Here is an 18,278-nt window from a genome sequence, read left to right on the forward strand (position 1 = left end):
AATGCAAAACAAAGGATTAGTAATTTGCGTATCAGTCTTGTTGACGCTCTCAAGTATCTTCTACCTGTCTTTCTCAGTGGCGACAAGCTACTACGATAGCAAGGCAGCGGAGATTAAAGACCCTATTGCGCGACAGGATTATAAAGATTCTGTTAAGTATTTGGGTATCTACTCTTACCAGAAGTGCCTTGAAACACAGATCGGTCTAGGTCTTGACTTGAAAGGTGGTATGAACGTTGTACTTGAGATTTCAGTACCTGACGTTGTTGATGTATTGGCTGACCACAAGCAGGATGTTGCTTATCAGAAGGCTATGGCAGAAGCAAAAGAGGAAGAGATGACAAGTCAGAAGGACTTTATCAGCCTCTTTATTGATGCTTATCACAAGGTAGCTCCAGGTCATAAGCTGGCAGAAGTCTTTGCAACACAACAGTTGAAAGGCAAGGTTACAACACAGAGTTCTGATGCAGATGTAGAGAAGGCTCTCCGTGAGGAAGTTGCTTCCGCCATCGATAACTCTTACAACGTTGTTACCAATCGTATTGACCAGTACGGCGTAGTTCAGCCTAACATCCAGAAGTTGGAAGGTCAGGAAGGTCGCTTGATGGTTGAGATGCCTGGTATTCGTGAGCCTGAGCGTATGCGTAAACTGCTCCAGGGTTCAGCTAATCTAGAGTTCTGGGAGACTTACAACAGCCAAGAGGTTGCTCCTTACTTAGCCCAGCTCGACCAGCGTTTAGCTAATGGTGATTCAAAGAGCGATGCTACAGCAAAGGATTCTACAAAGGCTGTAAAGCCTAACAAAGACGCTAAACTAACATTGAATGCAGGTAAGACTGCAGCCACATCAACAGAGTCTGCACAGATGGCTGCTGCTAAGAAGCAACATCCATTACTCTCAATGTTACAGACTGTGCCAGGCGAAGGCTTGAGCCTCGTAGGTTATGCAAATGTGCGTGACACAGCCGCTATTAATAAGCTCATCCATAGTCAGCTCGCAAAGCAAGTATTGCCTAGCAACTTGAAACTCCTTTGGAGTGCAAAGTCAGCTGAAGGCTTACAGCAGAAGAACGTATATGCACTTCACGCCTTGAAGGTCACAACCTCTGATGGTCGTGCTCCATTGGAAGGTGACGTTGTTACAGATGCTAAAGACCAGTTCGACCAGTTCGGTCGCCCTCAGGTTAGCATGACAATGAACTCAGAAGGTGCTCGTGAGTGGGCTGCTTTGACAAAGGCAAATGTAGGTAAGGCAATCGCAATCGTACTCGATGGCGTTGTTTACTCAGCTCCACGTGTTGACGGTGAGATTACAGGTGGTCAGTCATCTATCTCTGGTAACTTCACGATTGAGGATACAAAAGACTTAGCAAACACATTGAAGTCAGGTCGTATGCCTGCACCAGCTAAGATTGTACAGGAGGAAGTAGTAGGTCCTACGTTGGGTGCGCAGTCTATCCATCAAGGTCTTGTATCATTCGCAATCGCCTTTGTATTGCTAATGCTCTACATGATTCTGATGTATAACTTCATCCCAGGTATGATGGCTAACTTGGCATTGCTTGCCAACCTCTTCTTCACCTTGGGTGTCCTCGCATCTTTCCAGTCGGCATTGACCATGCCAGGTATTGCCGGTATCGTATTGACTTTGGGTACAGCTGTGGATGCTAACGTGCTTATCTATGAGCGTATCAAGGAAGAACTGAAGCTCGGCAAGGGCATGAAGCAAGCTCTGAAGGAAGGTTACAGTAACGCATTCTCTGCTATCTTCGACTCTAACCTCACCTCACTCATAACAGGTGTTATCCTCCTTGTTACAGGTACAGGTCCTATCCGTGGTTTCGCAACAACATGGATCATCGGTCTTGTAATCTCTTTTTTCACCGCCGTATTCCTCACACGTATCATATTCGAGAACCGCGTTGGTAAGGATAAGTGGTTGAATCTGACCTTTACAACAGGTATCTCTAAGAACTTCATGCAGGACAAGAGCCACCACTTCCTTAGTATGTATAAGACGACCTTTGCGATCTGGGGCATTGCTGTATTGGTATGTATCGGTAGTTTCGTAGTACGTGGTTTGAGCCGTAGTATCGACTTCACTGGTGGTCGTAACTATGTTGTCACACTGAATAAGCCTACACAAGTTGAGGATGTTCGTAAGGTGATGACCGGTGCCTTCATCAATACTGTAGGCGAAAACGCAGGTAAGCCAGCTACAACCAGCGTCATTGCGCTTGGTACAGACGGGAAGACTGTTCGTATCTCAACCAACTATAACATCGATTCTAACGACCCAATGGAAGACGACAAAGCAGAGACTATTCTCTACAATGCGCTGAAGAAGGGCGGATTCGTTAGTCAGACAAATGTAGCGAACTTCAAGAACCCAGACATCCGTGAGGGTGGTTCAATCATCCAGAGCGCAAAGGTGGGTCCTTCTATTGCAAAGAACATTACCTACAATGCGTTTATGAGCGTCTTGCTGGCTATCTTCTTCATCTTCCTCTACATCCTCTTGCGATTCCGCAATATCGGTTTCTCTGTTGGTTCAATCGTAGGACTTGTCCTCGATACCACTATCGTTATCGGTTGCTTCTCGTTATGTTATGGATGGATAGGCTTCTCTCTCGAGATCGACCAGACATTCATCGGTGCCATCTTGACCGTTATCGGTTACGATATCAACGATACGGTGGTTGTATATGACCGTATCCGTGAGAACCTGCGCAAACATAAGCATAATCTTGCCAAGGCAGATATTCAGAAGATATTTAACGACTCTATCAACCAGACCCTCTCACGTACTATCAATACGTCAGTCTCTACATTGATTGTGCTCGTATCTATCTTCATCCTCGGTGGTGATAGCATCCGCAGCTTCTCATTCGCAATGATTATTGGTATCATCATTGGTACTTTGAGTTCAATCTTCATCGCATCTCCAGTTGCTTACCTCGTATTAGGTAAGAAGATTGAAAGGCGTTCACACGAACTTGCAGAGGCTACAGTAGAGGCTTAATCAATAGGTCAAAGACAGATAAGGTTTACACCTTATATATATAAGCAGCCCGTTACCCTTTGGTAGCGGGCTGTTTCATTTCCCGCAACCGCCTTGTTCTCTCTCGCCCGTTGCCCTTTCTTGTTGTTCTTTCTCCCTCGTATCCCCGCCTTGCGTAATACGATTCCCTTTCGTTTCTCGCCTGCCTTCGATTGCTTTCTCCTATGCTTTGCGTCTTTTTCTGACGTATGTTCTATTATCTTCACCATGGTGAAGTCTGTTTCTCACCATGGTGAAGTTCATCTCTCACCATGATGAAACTTGTGTCTCACCATGATGAAACTTGTGTCTCACCATGGTGAAACTTATGTCTCATCATGATGAAACGAATGAAACACACGTGTCTAAGAGATGAAACATAGGCGTGTAACGAACGAAACACACGTGCGTGGCAACTCGGAGATAGGGGAATAACAAGCTGAACGCATATAAGGAACCATCCTCGAAAGGGTTATAACAGAAGTGGAAACAGGTTAGAAACGGTGGGTAGGGCGGTTGTATGGTCATTAAGTAGGGTATGATGAAATAGAAATAGGTATTATTTGTTTACCTTTGCACCTGACTTAATTCGACAAAATATGATGAAGAAGATTCTAACGTTACTCTATTTGTTAGGCTCGGTGCTAGTTGCGAGTGCCCAAGACAATGACTCGTTTAATAAGAATAGTATTGCATTGGGGGGCGAACTAACCTTACAAGGCACTTGGCAAGTAGATGTTTCCTATCATCGAATGTTTACCCCTTATGTGGGCGTAGGCGCATCGGTGGGAATGTGGAAGCAGGTTTCTTATCATGGAGTTCCCGAAGGCAATGGATGGATAGTCTCGTCAGACTATAGGGAAGCGGAGGACTTCTTCTTTCGCCCTTCGCTGCGTCTTGTGTCTCCAACCGTATTGAAGATAGCTGATGCGAAGTTGAAGTTATTTGCCGAACCAGGCTTTATGATGAATATACCTTTGGGTAATGTCTTTGTTGATTTGTTGGGGAATTACAATCTACCAAAGGATGTGGTGAATGTGCATACGAATAAGGGTACGTGGTATGCCTTCGATTGCAAGCTGGGACTGAGCGTTGATGTGGGTGATATGAGCATTTGGACTGGCTATAAGTTCTCTACTCTTGATACGTATGCCCTGCGGCGCAATCTGGTCTATGACAACGTCCGATTCAATGACTTCTATCCGAAGAAGAAGTGCATGCATGGCATCTTCTTGGCTGTTAGCTATAACTTTTAGGGGGAAAGTAGAGGCTGTTGTATTCTTCTGAAAAGGGAAAATTTGTTTTCTAAACCCCGTGCAATAGTAGGGACAGACGCCCTCGTCTGTCCGCTCACCTCCCTCTATCAATTAACTTGGATTTATGAGTTTGGCGGACAGACGAGGGCGTCTGTCCCTACTTTTATGTAACTATTCTGATATAATATTAGGCTATCCTTGCTTGTTGAACACTCTGTGTTGAGTGATAGCCAACACGTGTTTTATCACTTTTTATTTTGCTGTTCATGCGGTTTACACTACCTTTGTAGTCCATTAACCAACATAATTAATGAGTAAGAAACATATACTTCTTATCAATGATATGGCAGGGTATGGCAAAGTGGCTACAGCCGCAATGCTGCCTATCTTGTCTTATTTGGGGCATCCCGTGTATAACCTCCCTACGGCATTGGTCTCAAATACGCTCGACTATGGTAAGTTTAAGATCTTAGAGACAACTGATTATATCAAGGATGTATTCCCTGTTTGGAAGGAATTAGGTTTCAGTTTCGATGCGATAGCGACGGGCTTTATCGCATCAGAACGTCAGGCACAATTAGTTTCAGCCTATTGTCGTGAGCAAGCTGTACGCGGCACAACCATCTTTGTTGACCCGATAATGGGCGATGAAGGGAAGCTCTATAACGGTGTGACAGCTGCTACTATCAACTCAATGCGTGAGATGATAAGCGTTGCCGACCTCACTTTCCCTAATTACACGGAGGCTTGTTACCTCACATCAAGCAAGTTTAATACAGATGGAGTAGACTTCGATGAGGCGAAGCGTTTGCTCGATGGCTTGCGTTTGATAGGTACGAAGTCGGCATTAATCACCTCCATTCTTATTGATGGTACGCCTTCCGTAGCTGGGTATAATCATGTAACAGATAAGTATTTCAGTCTCCCTTATACCGAAATCCCCGTCCATTTCCCAGGGACAGGCGATATCTTCTCTGCTATTCTTATTGGTCACTTGCTGGATGGCGAACTGCTCATCCCGAGTACACAAAAGGCGATGGACGGCGTTTACGCACTGATAGATCGTAATAAGGATAACGAGGATAAGAACAGGGGAATCCCTTTGGAGCAATACTTGGGATTATTATAAAGGATAATAACTAAACAACGATAATATGGATTGGATCAATGGACTCTTCTCCATTCCTTCAGCGCTTCAAGGCGTAGTAGTTATATCGCTCATTTGTGCTGTTGGTCTCGGCTTGGGTAAGATAAAGTTTGGTGGTATCTCGTTAGGCGTTGCCTTTGTATTCTTCGTTGGTATCGCTGCGGGAAGTCTCGGCTTGAAGGTAGACGACCAAATGCTCAACTATTGTGAGACGTTCGGCTTGGTTATCTTCGTTTATACCTTAGGCTTGCACGTGGGACCTAACTTCTTTGGTTCCTTCAGGCATGAGGGAACCTCGTTTAATATCTGGTCTCTGGCAGTCATCATCCTTGGTACGGCAATGGCAATAGCCCTTACGTATATCATGAAGGTGCCTATGTCGGATATGATAGGTATTCTTTGCGGTGCAACCACGAATACGCCAGCCCTCGGTGCAGGTCAGCAAGCGTTGCAGCATGTTGGTGTGAGCGGTGCTAGAGCTGCTTTGGCAACGGCTGTTACCTATCCACTCGGTGTTGTAGGCGTTATCTTTGCAATGATATTCATCCGTAAGTTCTTTGTCAAGCCCAGTGATTTGGAGGTGAAGAGTAGTAGCAGCGACGACCATACCTTTATTGGTCAATTCGTTGTAGTCAACCCTGCTATCAATGGTAAGTACATTGCAGACATAGCGCAGGGCACGCACCGCAAGTTTATTATCTCTCGCATTTGGCGTGGTGATGAAGTGATTGTACCGAAGGGCACAACCGAACTCAAGACGAATGATAACCTCCTTGTGGCAACGAAGAAAGAGGAAGTGCCAGCGATGGAATTGCTCTTTGGTAAGCGTGTGGAGCGTGACTTGAATAAGGAACAAGTGGACTGGAATCACTTAGACTCTAAGGTGGAGAGCCGTGTGATAGTATTGTCAAAGAGCGTTCTTAATGGCAAGCGACTTGGTCAGTTGCACCTTCGTGATGCTTATAACGTCAATGTTAGTCGTGTTCTTCGTAGTGATATCAAACTCTTGGCGACGGAAGATCTTGTCTTGCGCTATGGTGATCGCCTCACATTAGTGGGTCAGCCAGAAGCAATCGACCATGCAGAGAAGTTCTTGGGCAACTCTGTTAAGACGCTCAATGAGCCTAACTTGGCTATTATCTTCCTTGGTATGCTACTCGGTTTGGCGTTAGGAACAATCCCATTCACGCTCCCTGGTATGGATTCGCCCATCCATTTAGGAATTGCAGGAGGTCCTATTATCATGGGAATCCTCATCGGTGCGTTCGGTCCTCGTTTCCACTTCATCGCTTACGCCACCCGTAGTGCATCGTTGATGTTGCGTAAGTTAGGACTAGCCCTTTATCTTGCATGCCTCGGTTTGGATGCAGGTAAGGACTTTTTAGCAACGGTTGTGCGTCCAGAAGGCTTACTTTGGATAGGCTTAGGATTTGTCCTTACGGTACTGCCAGTGATCATTGTGGGTGTTGTTGCGCTCCGCATGAAGAAGTTCGACTTTGGTACTATCTGTGGAATCCTATGCGGCTCGATGGCAAACCCAATGGCATTGGGTTATGCCAACGATACCGTTAATGGCGAAACAAGCAACATCAGTTATGCAACCGTTTATCCTTTGGGTATGTTTATTCGTGTGATCATAGCCCAAGTGCTGGTGATGTTCTTTGTCTGACGGCGTTATGAAGATCTCCCTGTCACATCTCTCAGTAGGCTATACGGCTTCGCAAGCACTCGTTTCTGATGTGAATGTAGAGTTGCAAAGCGGTCAATTACATTGCTTAATAGGGCGGAACGGTATCGGTAAGTCTACGTTCCTAAAGACATTGACAGGCTTTCTTCCAAAGCTATCGGGCGACCTTCTATTAGATGGGCAAGGCATAGAGACCTTTACACAGCAAGCATTGGCACGAAAGATAAGCATTGTCCTGACGCAGAAGCCTGATGTGCAGAATCTGACAGTGGCAGAGGTTATTGGGTTGGGGCGTTCCCCTTACACAGGTTTCTTTGGTAAGTTGCGTGCTAGAGATTGTGCTGTTGTTGATGATGCTATCCGTTCTGTGGGGATAGAACCACTTCGGCATAGGATGATTCAGACGCTTTCTGATGGCGAGCGACAAAAGGTGATGATTGCAAAGGCACTTGCACAAGAAACGCCCATCATACTCCTTGATGAGCCAACTGCCTTTCTTGATTTCCCTTCTAAGGCGGAGACCTTTCAGTTGTTACGCTCCATGGCGCATGAGAAAGATAAGCTCATCGTGCTTTCTACACATGATTTGGAATTGGCTATGCGCTTTGCTGATTGTTTGTTGGAGGTGCAAGGAGGCTCATTGCATACTGTTACAGCTGCTGAGGTGAGGCAAGAGATGCAGGAGATAATTGGGAAATAGAATAGTGTTTATTATCAGTTAAACATGAAAGAATCAATACGACAAAATAAGGAATGATTATGAAGAAGAATGTATGGATAGCAATTGCCCTTGTTGTGGCAGCCTTTAGTTTTAGTAGTTGTGGTACGCAGCAAAGTGCAACACAGCCCACTTCGAAGCCTGTAACTACTGATACGGTTGTAAGTGTTGAACCCATAAAGGACGTAATCAGTATAGCTGAGGCACTGGATATGTTCCAGAATCCAGATAAGACGGCTGCTATTACCAAGAAGTATGGCTATAAATTGAAGACTAATTATGAGGTTTATCGACTCGATAAGTTCTCTAAGATGTACTATAAGAATTGTGCTTTAGCAAAGCTCCTCACCGCTGATAAGTATGAGGACTATCCAAAGCCAATGCGTAAGGGTGTGTCTAGTTACATTGCTTTCAAGGATGGCGCAATGATTATCGCAGTATTCAATCAGCCTGCATACGATAACCTTGTAGCGCAAGTCAAAGCTGCTGGCTTTACGTTGGATATGCCCGGCAATGAAGATATATATAAGAAAGGTAACCGCACCATCGCCTGTTATAAGGATGGAAAGAGTGTGAGGATTGAGTAGCCTCAGGCTTAGCCACTCTTCTTCAGTGAGGGAAGTACTGGATAAAGAATGCCCTCTTTTGCTTCATAACCTTATGGTATAGGAAACAAAAGAGGGCATTTGCTAGTTTTACCCTTTATGAGAAAGGGTAGGGAGGAGGCTTCCTCCTATCCTACCTGGCTTCCTGGTTTCACCTCACCCATGGTTGTTGTAACCGTAAGTGAGCCGTCGAAGTTGACAGCGGAGAGGATCATTCCTTGACTTTCAATGCCCATCATCTTACGAGGAGCAAAGTTGGCAACGAAGAGAACGTCCTTACCTGTGAGTTGTTCTGGCTCATAATAGGCTGCAATACCGCTAAGGATAGTGCGCTCAACACCAGAACCATCGTCGATAGTGAACTTTAGGAGCTTCTTACTCTTCTTCACTTTCTCGCACTTGATGATATGTCCTACACGGATATCGAGCTTTTCGAAGTCTTCGAAAGGAATCTCCTTCTTAATTGGTTCAGCCTTGTAGGATGCAGCTTCATTGGCTTTCTTGGTCTCTTCTAGCTTGTGAAGCTGTGCCTCGATAGCCTCGTCATCAATCTTCTCAAAGAGGAGTTTTGGTTCTGCCAGCTGTTTACCTGCAGGGAGGAGATCGGTTGAGCCGAGTTCACTCCAGTCGTACTCCGTCATATTAATGAGTTCACGTAGCTTCTTACTAGAGAATGGCAAGAATGGTTCGAAGGCAATACTGAGGTTTGCAACGAGCTGAAGTGAGATATAGAGAATTGTCTCCACACGCTTAGGATCAGTCTTCCAAACCTTCCATGGCTCACATTCTGTGATGTATTTATTACCGATACGGGCAAGATTCATCGCTTCCTTCTGTGCCTCACGGAACTTGAATACTTCGAGATAAGCCTCTACTTTTGCCTTGACATCCTTAAACTCTTGTATCGTTAGGCGGTCCACTTCCTGTAATTCACCGCAAGCAGGTACGATACCATTCCAATACTTCTTCGTTAACTGCAATGCTCGGTTCACGAAGTTACCATAGACAGCAACGAGCTCAGAGTTGTTACGCTCTTGAAAGTCTTTCCATGTGAAGTTGTTATCCTTAGTTTCTGGAGCATTGGCTGTCAACACGTAACGCAGAACATCCTGCTTCCCTTCAAAGTCGCGAAGGTATTCATGGAGCCAAACAGCCCAGTTCTTGCTTGTAGAAATCTTATTGTCCTCAAGGTTTAAGAACTCATTTGCAGGGACATTGTCGGGTAGTATGTAATCGCCGTGGGCTTTCAACATTGTTGGGAAGATGAGGCAATGGAAGACAATGTTGTCCTTTCCGATAAAGTGAACCAACCTTGTCTCTGGATCTTGCCACCACTTTTGCCAGTTACCAAAGTGTTCTGGGTCGCTATCGCATAACTCTTTCGTATTTGAGATGTATCCGATAGGTGCATCAAACCAAACATATAAGACCTTGCCTTCAGCTCCTTTTACAGGAACTGGGATTCCCCAGTCGAGGTCACGGGTCATTGCACGAGGTTGCAAGTCCATATCCAGCCAGCTCTTACACTGTCCGTAAACGTTTGGACGCCACTCTTTATGATCCTCGAGAATCCATTGCTTCAACCATTCTTGGTAATTGTTCAAGGGCAAGTACCAGTTCTTTGTCTTCTTGATAACGGGTTGTGAACCAGAGATAGTAGAGTGAGGATTCTTCAATTCCATAGGACTAAGGTCGCTACCACACTTCTCGCATTGGTCGCCATACGCATTGGGGTTACCACAATGAGGGCATTCTCCCATGATATAGCGGTCTGCCAAGAACTGATGAGCCTCTTCGTCGTAATATTGCTCACTCTCTTGTTCAACGAGTTTACCATCATCATATAACTTACGGAAGAAGTCAGAAGCAAACTTGTTGTGCGTTTTACTTGTTGTGCGACTATATATATCGAATGATATTCCGAACTCTTCAAAGGAGTCTTTGATAAGTTTATGATAGCGATCACATACATCTTGAGGAGTGATACCTTCCTTCTTTGCACGAATAGTAATAGGTACTCCATGCTCGTCACTACCACCGATAAAGATCACATCACGCTTCTTTAGACGAAGATAACGCACGTAGATGTCGGCTGGAACATATACACCTGCAAGGTGTCCTATATGTACACCACCATTGGCATAAGGCAATGCAGCCGTAACAGTAGTGCGCTTGAATTTCTTTTCTTCCATATATGTTTGATTGTTATTTATAGGTTGCAAAGTTACTGTAAATAAGGTAGACGGCAAAAGAAATATAGATAAAAGCTAATGGTTGATGGTGTCGTTATCCTGATTTTATTTACCTTTGCAGTCGTTTTAAGGTTTAGTTATAATGACTCAGGATAACAATTGTAACAATTCAACACGTCATAAACTTAGTTTGATAGGCGTGATTGTGACATTAGGTATTGTCTTTGGAGATATAGGAACATCTCCTTTGTATGTGATGAAAGCAATAGTAAGAGCAGGGAATCCTGTTAATGTGGAGTATATCATAGGCGCTGTCTCCTGTATTATATGGACGTTAACACTCCAAACAACGGTTAAGTATGTCTTAATTGCACTTCGTGCTGATAATAAAGGGGAGGGTGGAATACTCGCTTTGTATGCTTTAATACGTCGACATAGTCGTAAGTGGTTCTATTTCTTGGCGATTGTCGGAGCCAGTACACTGATAGCTGATGGTGTCATAACACCTTCTATCACTGTTCTCTCGGCTATTGAAGGTTTGAAAGTCTATGAGCCAGAGACTCCAGTAGTACCTATTGCCCTTTGTATAGTCACCGTATTGTTCTTTATTCAGCAGTTCGGTACAAATGCTATAGGTAAGCTTTTTGGTCCATTGATGTTACTATGGTTCACAATGTTAGGTGTATTCGGAGCTGCAAATATAGGTGCTTACATCCCCATTTTACAGGCTTTTAACCCTTTACATGCTGTTCATTTGTTGGCAAGCAACCCTGAATGGTTCTTAATCTTAGGTGCGGTTTTCCTTTGTACGACTGGTGCTGAGGCTTTATACTCCGACTTAGGACATTGTGGAATCAATAATATCCGAACCAGTTGGGCGTTTGTAAAAGTCATGCTCATCCTCAACTATCTAGGTCAAGGAGCCTGGATAATTGCGCATACAGATAGTTTGAATCCTGAGATGAACCCTTTTTATGCCATCATGCCCCACGGCATGCTCTTCTTTGGCATTATCATGGCAACGATAGCAGCAATCATTGCAAGTCAAGCATTGATTAGTGGGTCGTTTACTATCTTCAGTGAAGCGATGAACTTGAAGTTCTGGCCACGTCAGAAGATTAAGTATCCTACTGATGTGAAAGGGCAGCTTTATATTCCGTTTGTCAATATGTCACTCTATATTCTATGTGTGATTGTTATTCTCTTCTTTGAGAGTTCAGAGCGAATGGAGGCTGCTTATGGTTTGTCTATTACGATAACCATGCTGATGACAACACTCCTTTTGAGTGCATATCTCACTATTCGTCGTGTAAATCGTTGGCTAATATCTTTGTTCCTCATCGTCTTTGTGGGGCTAGAGAGTATCTTCTTTATAGCTAATATGGCAAAGTTTATGAATGGTGGATGGGTTACCATGCTTCTTGCAAGTGTGATGATAATCATCATGTATGTATGGTACAACGCCACAACCATTCGTAACGCACAGATTCAGATACGTGATATTCGCAAATCATTTAGTATCATCTCCGATATAAAGAACGATGATTCTATTCCCAAGTATGCCACGAATATAGTCTATCTAAGCAAACTTGGTGGTAAATATGATATCGAACAGAAGATTCTCTATTCGATAATTAATAAGCACCCAATGCGTGCTGATCATTATTTCTTGCTGCATATAGACTATCAGGACAGCCCTTCAACACTGGAATATGATGTTACGACGCTGATTCCTGATACTCTTTACCGCATCAACTTACGTTTAGGATTCCGTGTTCATCCACTTGTTAATCGTTATTTCAGGCAGATAATCGAGGATATGGTGGCTAAAGATGGCTTTTCACTAGCGTCATCTTATCCGTCATTAGCTAAGCATGATGTTATGGGAAACTTTGTCTTTGTACTGATTAATAGGCTCTATGCCACTTTCACCTCCTTCTCTTTTAAGGAGCGCCTTATCATGGATGCTTATGAATGGATTGACCGATTGAAACTAAGTATGACCCGTTCTTTAGGATTGAACACAAGTAATGTTTTGATAGAGAATGTTCCACTAGTGGTGAGGTCACATGCAAAACAAGCGAAGAATGGTATTCCTAGAGTTGAAAGGATAGAGGAAGATGCCGAGTAACTTGCTTTGATCACTTTAGAGGATTCTAGAAAGGTGTCATAACCTTTGAGCAAGAGTGTTTAACACCCTTCATCGTAAGTGTTTAACACCCTTAGGCAAGAGTGTTTAACACCTTTGGATAAGAGTGTTTAATACCTTTGGTCAAGAGTGTTTAATACCATTGAGGAAGATAGCAAAGTTTTGTTCGAGACGTTAGTAAATCTTCATTAGAAGTTAAGTAGGACTTGTAAGGCACGGGTGTCGGACTCGTGGGGCACGGGTCCGACACCCGTGCCCCACGAAAGTACATTTCGTCGATGTTAACAGTTACGCCCTGGAACTTAACAGTCTTTTATATTTTAGGTATGAGGATAGATTCGGAAGGTCTTGTAAAGAGGTTCGGTCTACAGTGAGGAAGACATCATTCAGCCTCTTTAACGCATTACTTATTTAGGTTGACTCTTATTCCGATATTGAGATTGAAGTTGGTGGGCTTGGCTTTATAGATATTCTCCACGTCGCTACCATTGTTAAAATGGTGGCTCACTCCAGGCTCTATATAGGCACTGACATCCTTCGTAACCCTATATTCTGCGCCAATGGCGGCATTAACAGAGAAGACGGGGCGATGCTCTTTGATTGTCGTGTTGGGTGAAAGGGTTGGATTGGTTCTATCTACCGCTTGCTTTAACTCACCTTTTACGAGCTTCTCAACCTCGCCACCCACAGTGGCATAAACATTAAAGTTGTGTTTCTTGACGAAGCTGTAACTTGCATTTATTGGCAAACCTACATAATGTAGCTTTTGTTCTGCTACACGTCTCTCGCCCTCGTTACCGTGCGAGAAATCCGAACTAAGGTAACTGTAGGTTAAACCAGTTTGTACGCTCCAATGCTTATTGATGTTGTATCGTACAGATATGCCGTATTTAATGGGTTGGTGATGCTTCGTGTGGGTTCTCGCCCCCTCGGTTCCTTGTATGTTATTCCCAGCGAAAACAGGGTTGTAGTCACCGTATGGATTGGCAACAGGTAGGAATGGGCGTTCAGCACTGGTGGTCGTCCCTGCGGTGGCATTGTAGGATGTCCCAAAGCTGAATCGAGACGAAGGGGCATTGTTTCCTGTATGTGATATGCTGCTTGTTCCTTGCTTTCCCCGTGACTGTTGCTTTGTAGGCTGGTGGTTGTCAGTAGTTACTGGCGTTTCTTGTTCTGTGTTATTGGTCACTTGCTGACTTTCAATAACCTTGTCATTGGCTGTTATTCCCTCTTCAATCGTGTTGTTGGGGACGTATGCAAGTTGGGTGTGATGCGTTAAATGTTTCGGGGTCTCTTTGAAGATAGATGCAACAAGTTTGGCGATACTTGGTGTAGAGTTGTTAATGCTTGAACTTATGGTTTGTACTTTTGATGCAGGCGTTATCTTGTTTCCAAGCGTAGTTGCTGTTTGGTTAGGCAAATAGGAATGGTCAACGAGTATATACCCTAGGTACAAGCCAATGGCAACTATGGCTGCAACGGAGGCGGCACGATAGCCCCATAGAGGGATTATACGTGCATGCTTCTGGGTAGAAGAATGCGCAGGAGTAACCCCGCGATGTGCCATCTCACGTTTAATATCGTCGAGTAGACCTTCTGGTGCCTTTACGTCATATTCATGTTGAATACGAGTCTGCAATTTGTCAAGCCATTCTTCCTTCATTGCTTACCTCATTATTAGTTTTGTTCTTTTCGTTTTAGCATTCGTGCAAGCATGTTCCTTGCTTTGTGGAATTGTGAAGCAGATGTGTCTGGTTTTATGTTGAGGAGTTCTGCTATATCCTTATGACTTTTGCCCTCTATGGCAAACAGGTTAAACACAGTTCTGTATCCTGGTGGTAATTTGAGAATAGTATCGGTTATCTGCGTTATGGACAGGCTGTCTATATCTGGCTCGCCTGCAACAACATCAGGTAAATCAACTTCTTTATCAATAAAAGCACTTGCATCATTCTCTCTGAGGAAGTGTAGAGACTCGTTAATAACAATCCTCGTGAGCCAGGCTTTCAGAGACCCTTTTCCTCGATATTCAAAAGTATGAATCTTGGTGAAGATCCTGATGAATGCTTCTTGCAGTACGTCATGCATGTCCTCTCGGTTACCAATATATCGTAAGCACACCTTTGCTAAATAATCTGCATACTCGCCATAGAGTTTATCCATGGCGAGAGTATCACCCTTTGCGAAAAGGCTTATGATATGTTGTTCTTTGTTGTTTCCCGGTAAGATCATGCGTGTTTATGAGTAGACGTTGCAATCACTGTTGTTTACGACTCTTATATTTGAAGTGAACACTCTTAGCTCCCGAGAACGACTGCCATTTCAAGGTCAAGTCAACAGTCTTCCCTTGTGTGTCGGGGAGATCACTAAGGCGGAACGCTACAAGTCCATCACGAACATATCCTTTCGTGTCGCCCATGGCGTTATGATGGAGTATTACCTCATAAGGTTGGGCGCCCTTAACAAGATTTACGACATGCTTTGTTCCATTGCCGAAATATGTGCGGAAGCGTAATGTGAGGTAACCATCTTCTACAGATGTAGTCCAGTTCTTGACTATTTCCAGGGGATCCTTTCCATATACTTCGTCATCCTTAGCCCCCATGCTACGCACCATGTTCTTTGTTAATATGGTGTCTATCCAATTTACATACGCACTTTTTGAATAGTGCCCACCTTGTCCATCTTGAATCTTCAGATTTGTTAGTGCGCGCAATTCCTTGTTTCCATAAGGCGAAGTCTTCATGTTTGTTGGAAGAACCGTCGTTTCATCATCCAACTGGAGATACACCTGTCCTGTGGAGCTATTGGTCTTGATTGTGACAAGTGCATTTGGGTAATTGACGGAATAGTCGTAATTATCATCGTTTTCGCACGATTGCAAAGACAACGAACCTATCACTGCTCCTAAAACGAGAAGATAACTTAAAATGTGTCTCATAATGATTCCTCCATCTTATTTATATTACCAAAGTATGAATATTTATGAAAAGCTTTAGCCTTGTAAGGTACAGGGAAGGTGAGTAAAACAGCTTCCCTGTCCTGCTATAATTTAGAAGATTCGGTTTACCTTACGGTAACAGTGATCATTCCTGCTTGCTTATCCTTGTCAACGATACTGATAGTTGTTGTTCCAGCCTTTACACCTTTGATGGTAATCTTAGCATCTTTTACAGTGGCTGTAGCAATCTTTGTATCCTTTACCTGTACTGTATAAGGAGCCTTTCCAGACTTGATGTTAACCACTTCCTCTTTGCCGGTAGAGACTGTCACCTGTGGCTTGTCAAAAGAAAGAGGTTTTACCACGTTTACTGCAACAGTACCTGTCATCTTGTTCTTGTCCGTAACGATGATAGAAGCCTTACCCTCTTTTACACCAGTAATGGTCATAATGTTCTTGTTGATTTTGACTGTAGCTGTCTTATCATCAGTTGACTTTGCTGTAAAAGGTTGGGCTCCGTTGCCAATGGTTACATTGGTAGTAGCACCCGGTGCAAGCTCAACTTTAGCGGCACTAAACTTCAGGTGAGAATCTTTGTTGTCGTCTTTGTCGCAAGAAGCGAACATTGTAGCACCAAGGCAGCATACTGCCATCATCATTGTTTTGAAATTCATTTTCATTTCCATGTTTGTAATTATTTATCGGTTTAAAACTAAAGATTTATCATCTCATGTCGCTTATTAAAAGCAGAGAGTCATAATATCTTGCCTCATTAAAGGCTAAAAATACGTTAAATAATTACGTCACACTTTAATTCATCTTTTGTCTTATTCTTATAAAGGAGCATTGAATACCATTCTTTCTTGAGTAATGGGATAAGTGAACTCTAAGTGCTCGGCGTGTAGCCAAAGGCGTTCTGCACGTTGTCCGTAAAGGTTATCACCAATGATGGGCGTATCTAATCCGTCTGGATGAGCACAATGGATGCGTAATTGGTGGGTACGTCCAGTTAGTGGATGAAGCTCTATCTTTACAGCTGGTAGATTCTCTTTACCATAGGAGGTTTCGCCAATTACATGGTAATCAGTGATTGCTCGTTTTCCATGTAGATAGTCGACGCATTGTCGTGGGCGGTCATTGATATCGGGGGAAAGGGGTAATTCTATTCTACCCGACGAAGGATAAGCTTTATCGAGGAAAGACATTGGGAGCAAAGCAACGTATGTCTTCTTTACAGAACGCTGTATAAACTGAGCTTGCAAAGCCTTATAAATCTCCAATGAACGTGCCACAACGAGCAAACCACTCGTCGCCATGTCCAATCGATGTACGATGAATACATCACTCTTACCGTTCCATTGTGTCTTTAATAGACTATAAACAGAAGGTTTATCACCTTTTCCTGGAACAGAAAGCAAGCCTGATGGCTTTACGACAACAGCCAAATAATCATCCTCGTAAAGTGTTTCTAACTTTATCCGTTCAGCTTCTTTCTTATTACTCGGCACTATCTTCTCTTCACACAAAGGCGTTTGTAAACCCTTCAACATCCATTCTAATATAGGTTTACACTTCCCATTGCAGGCTGGGTAATAGTTTCCATGCTGTCGAATCTCAGTCTTTGGCGACGCTCCCCACCAAAACATTGCCATTGAAATAGGCTTATATCCGTGTAGAAAGGCATATTGCAAGAGTTTTGGTTCACAACATTCTCCTGCACCAGCAGGTGGAAGTAATGATGGAGCGAGGCTCTCGGTGGCTGGCGATAGATGTGCAGCCTTTGTACGTGCTGGACTATTCTTTAGATAATACTCACGGAAGATTGTGAGTAAGTTCTTCGTCTCTCCGCAAGCATTGAGCAAATTGAACTGTGAGAAGAGCCATTGTTGTAAGTGGTCCGACTTCATCTTCCGCTCCCTTTTCCATGCAGTTATCCTCTCTTGATAGTGAGCCAGTTCCTCCTTGGCAGCCGTGAGTTTTTCCGTATATAACACCTTTGTTCGATGCAATTCAGCCTTTAGAAACTGACTTTCTCTTATCATTTCAGCTTGTTCAACATCGGTTATTACAGCGTTCTCGTTGCGTCTCTTTTCACGCAATCGTTTGGCTTCTTGCATTGTCTTGCGTGCTTGCTCAATAGCTTCTGTCGCCTCTTTCTGAAGTTGAGAGAGCTTCTCTTTTGTCTCCTTATAGGCTGTTGAGGCTTTCAACTGCGCTATTCTCTTGTTGAGAAGAGTTATTTCTTCCTCGTGAACTTTGAAGTATTCTCCCGGTTGTAGATAGTCGAATACTGCGGGAACATAGTCTTCTCCTTCTTTCTCCATCTGTCCTGAATAGGCTTGTAGGTATCCTATTTGTCCTTGATGTTCAACAACTAATACGCCATACATCTTTCCCTCAATAGGTGTCGGGGGCAATGTAGCCTGTAATTGAGCAGCAGCAGCACGACAGATTGCGTCTGGTTCATAATCAAAAGGATTATTGAAGTAGGCGGGGAGAGGCGTGTCTATTACTAACGGGTGGAACTTCATGCTGCAAAGGTA

The 18,278-nt window shown here is 43.8% G+C and carries 13 protein-coding genes; 7 read left to right on the forward strand and 6 right to left on the reverse strand.

Annotated elements, in window-relative coordinates; genetic code table 11:
* The first annotated feature begins 1 nt into the window (after position 1).
* The 6 genes from secDF (at position 2) to J5A55_RS00730 (ending at position 8,435) form a co-directional block, all read left to right on the forward strand.
* Complete coding sequence (gene secDF / locus J5A55_RS00705; protein WP_039851593.1) at positions 2 to 3,022, forward strand: protein translocase subunit SecDF; 3,021 nt, start codon at positions 2 to 4, stop codon at positions 3,020 to 3,022.
* A gap of 617 nt (positions 3,023 to 3,639) precedes the next feature.
* Positions 3,640 to 4,296, forward strand: coding sequence for a hypothetical protein (locus J5A55_RS00710; RefSeq protein WP_004384581.1), 657 nt, complete (start codon positions 3,640 to 3,642; stop codon positions 4,294 to 4,296).
* A gap of 310 nt (positions 4,297 to 4,606) precedes the next feature.
* Complete coding sequence (locus J5A55_RS00715) at positions 4,607 to 5,425, forward strand: bifunctional hydroxymethylpyrimidine kinase/phosphomethylpyrimidine kinase (RefSeq protein ID WP_004384583.1); 819 nt, start codon at positions 4,607 to 4,609, stop codon at positions 5,423 to 5,425.
* A 25-nt stretch (positions 5,426 to 5,450) separates the two neighbouring features.
* A complete protein-coding gene (locus J5A55_RS00720) occupies positions 5,451 to 7,112 on the forward strand; it encodes a putative transporter (protein WP_004384584.1) in 1,662 nt (553 codons plus the stop codon).
* Between the two features lie 7 nt (positions 7,113 to 7,119).
* Complete coding sequence (locus tag J5A55_RS00725) at positions 7,120 to 7,830, forward strand: ABC transporter ATP-binding protein (RefSeq protein WP_004384585.1); 711 nt, start codon at positions 7,120 to 7,122, stop codon at positions 7,828 to 7,830.
* A gap of 59 nt (positions 7,831 to 7,889) precedes the next feature.
* Positions 7,890 to 8,435, forward strand: coding sequence for a hypothetical protein (locus J5A55_RS00730; RefSeq protein WP_039851604.1), 546 nt, complete (start codon positions 7,890 to 7,892; stop codon positions 8,433 to 8,435).
* Positions 8,436 to 8,581: 146 nt separating this feature from the next.
* Here J5A55_RS00730 and metG read toward each other — a convergent pair whose 3' ends face one another.
* On the reverse strand, positions 8,582 to 10,645 hold the full coding sequence (gene metG, locus J5A55_RS00735; RefSeq protein ID WP_004384587.1) for a methionine--tRNA ligase: 2,064 nt from the start codon (positions 10,643 to 10,645) through the stop codon (positions 8,582 to 8,584).
* 142 nt (positions 10,646 to 10,787) lie between these two features.
* Between metG and J5A55_RS00740 the strand changes: the two genes are divergently transcribed.
* On the forward strand, positions 10,788 to 12,776 hold the full coding sequence (locus J5A55_RS00740) for a KUP/HAK/KT family potassium transporter (protein ID WP_004384588.1): 1,989 nt from the start codon (positions 10,788 to 10,790) through the stop codon (positions 12,774 to 12,776).
* A 421-nt stretch (positions 12,777 to 13,197) separates the two neighbouring features.
* Here J5A55_RS00740 and J5A55_RS00745 read toward each other — a convergent pair whose 3' ends face one another.
* From J5A55_RS00745 to J5A55_RS00765, 5 genes are all read right to left on the reverse strand, one after another.
* Positions 13,198 to 14,457, reverse strand: a complete 1,260-nt coding sequence (locus J5A55_RS00745; RefSeq protein WP_004384589.1) for a porin family protein — start codon at positions 14,455 to 14,457, stop codon at positions 13,198 to 13,200.
* 14 nt (positions 14,458 to 14,471) lie between these two features.
* Positions 14,472 to 15,026, reverse strand: coding sequence for an RNA polymerase sigma factor (locus J5A55_RS00750; protein WP_004384590.1), 555 nt, complete (start codon positions 15,024 to 15,026; stop codon positions 14,472 to 14,474).
* A 25-nt stretch (positions 15,027 to 15,051) separates the two neighbouring features.
* Positions 15,052 to 15,735: a NigD1/NigD2 family lipoprotein gene (locus J5A55_RS00755; RefSeq protein WP_004384591.1), complete on the reverse strand. Its 684-nt coding sequence runs from the start codon at positions 15,733 to 15,735 to the stop codon at positions 15,052 to 15,054.
* Between the two features lie 125 nt (positions 15,736 to 15,860).
* Positions 15,861 to 16,421 carry a pilus assembly protein N-terminal domain-containing protein gene (locus J5A55_RS00760; protein ID WP_004384592.1) on the reverse strand — a complete coding sequence of 187 codons (561 nt, stop codon included), beginning with the start codon at positions 16,419 to 16,421 and terminating at the stop codon, positions 15,861 to 15,863.
* Between the two features lie 147 nt (positions 16,422 to 16,568).
* Complete coding sequence (locus J5A55_RS00765) at positions 16,569 to 18,266, reverse strand: RluA family pseudouridine synthase (protein ID WP_004384593.1); 1,698 nt, start codon at positions 18,264 to 18,266, stop codon at positions 16,569 to 16,571.
* Positions 18,267 to 18,278 lie beyond the last annotated feature (12 nt).

Origin of the sequence: Prevotella veroralis, assembly GCF_018127765.1 — a bacterium.
GTDB classification, from domain to species: domain Bacteria; phylum Bacteroidota; class Bacteroidia; order Bacteroidales; family Bacteroidaceae; genus Prevotella; species Prevotella veroralis.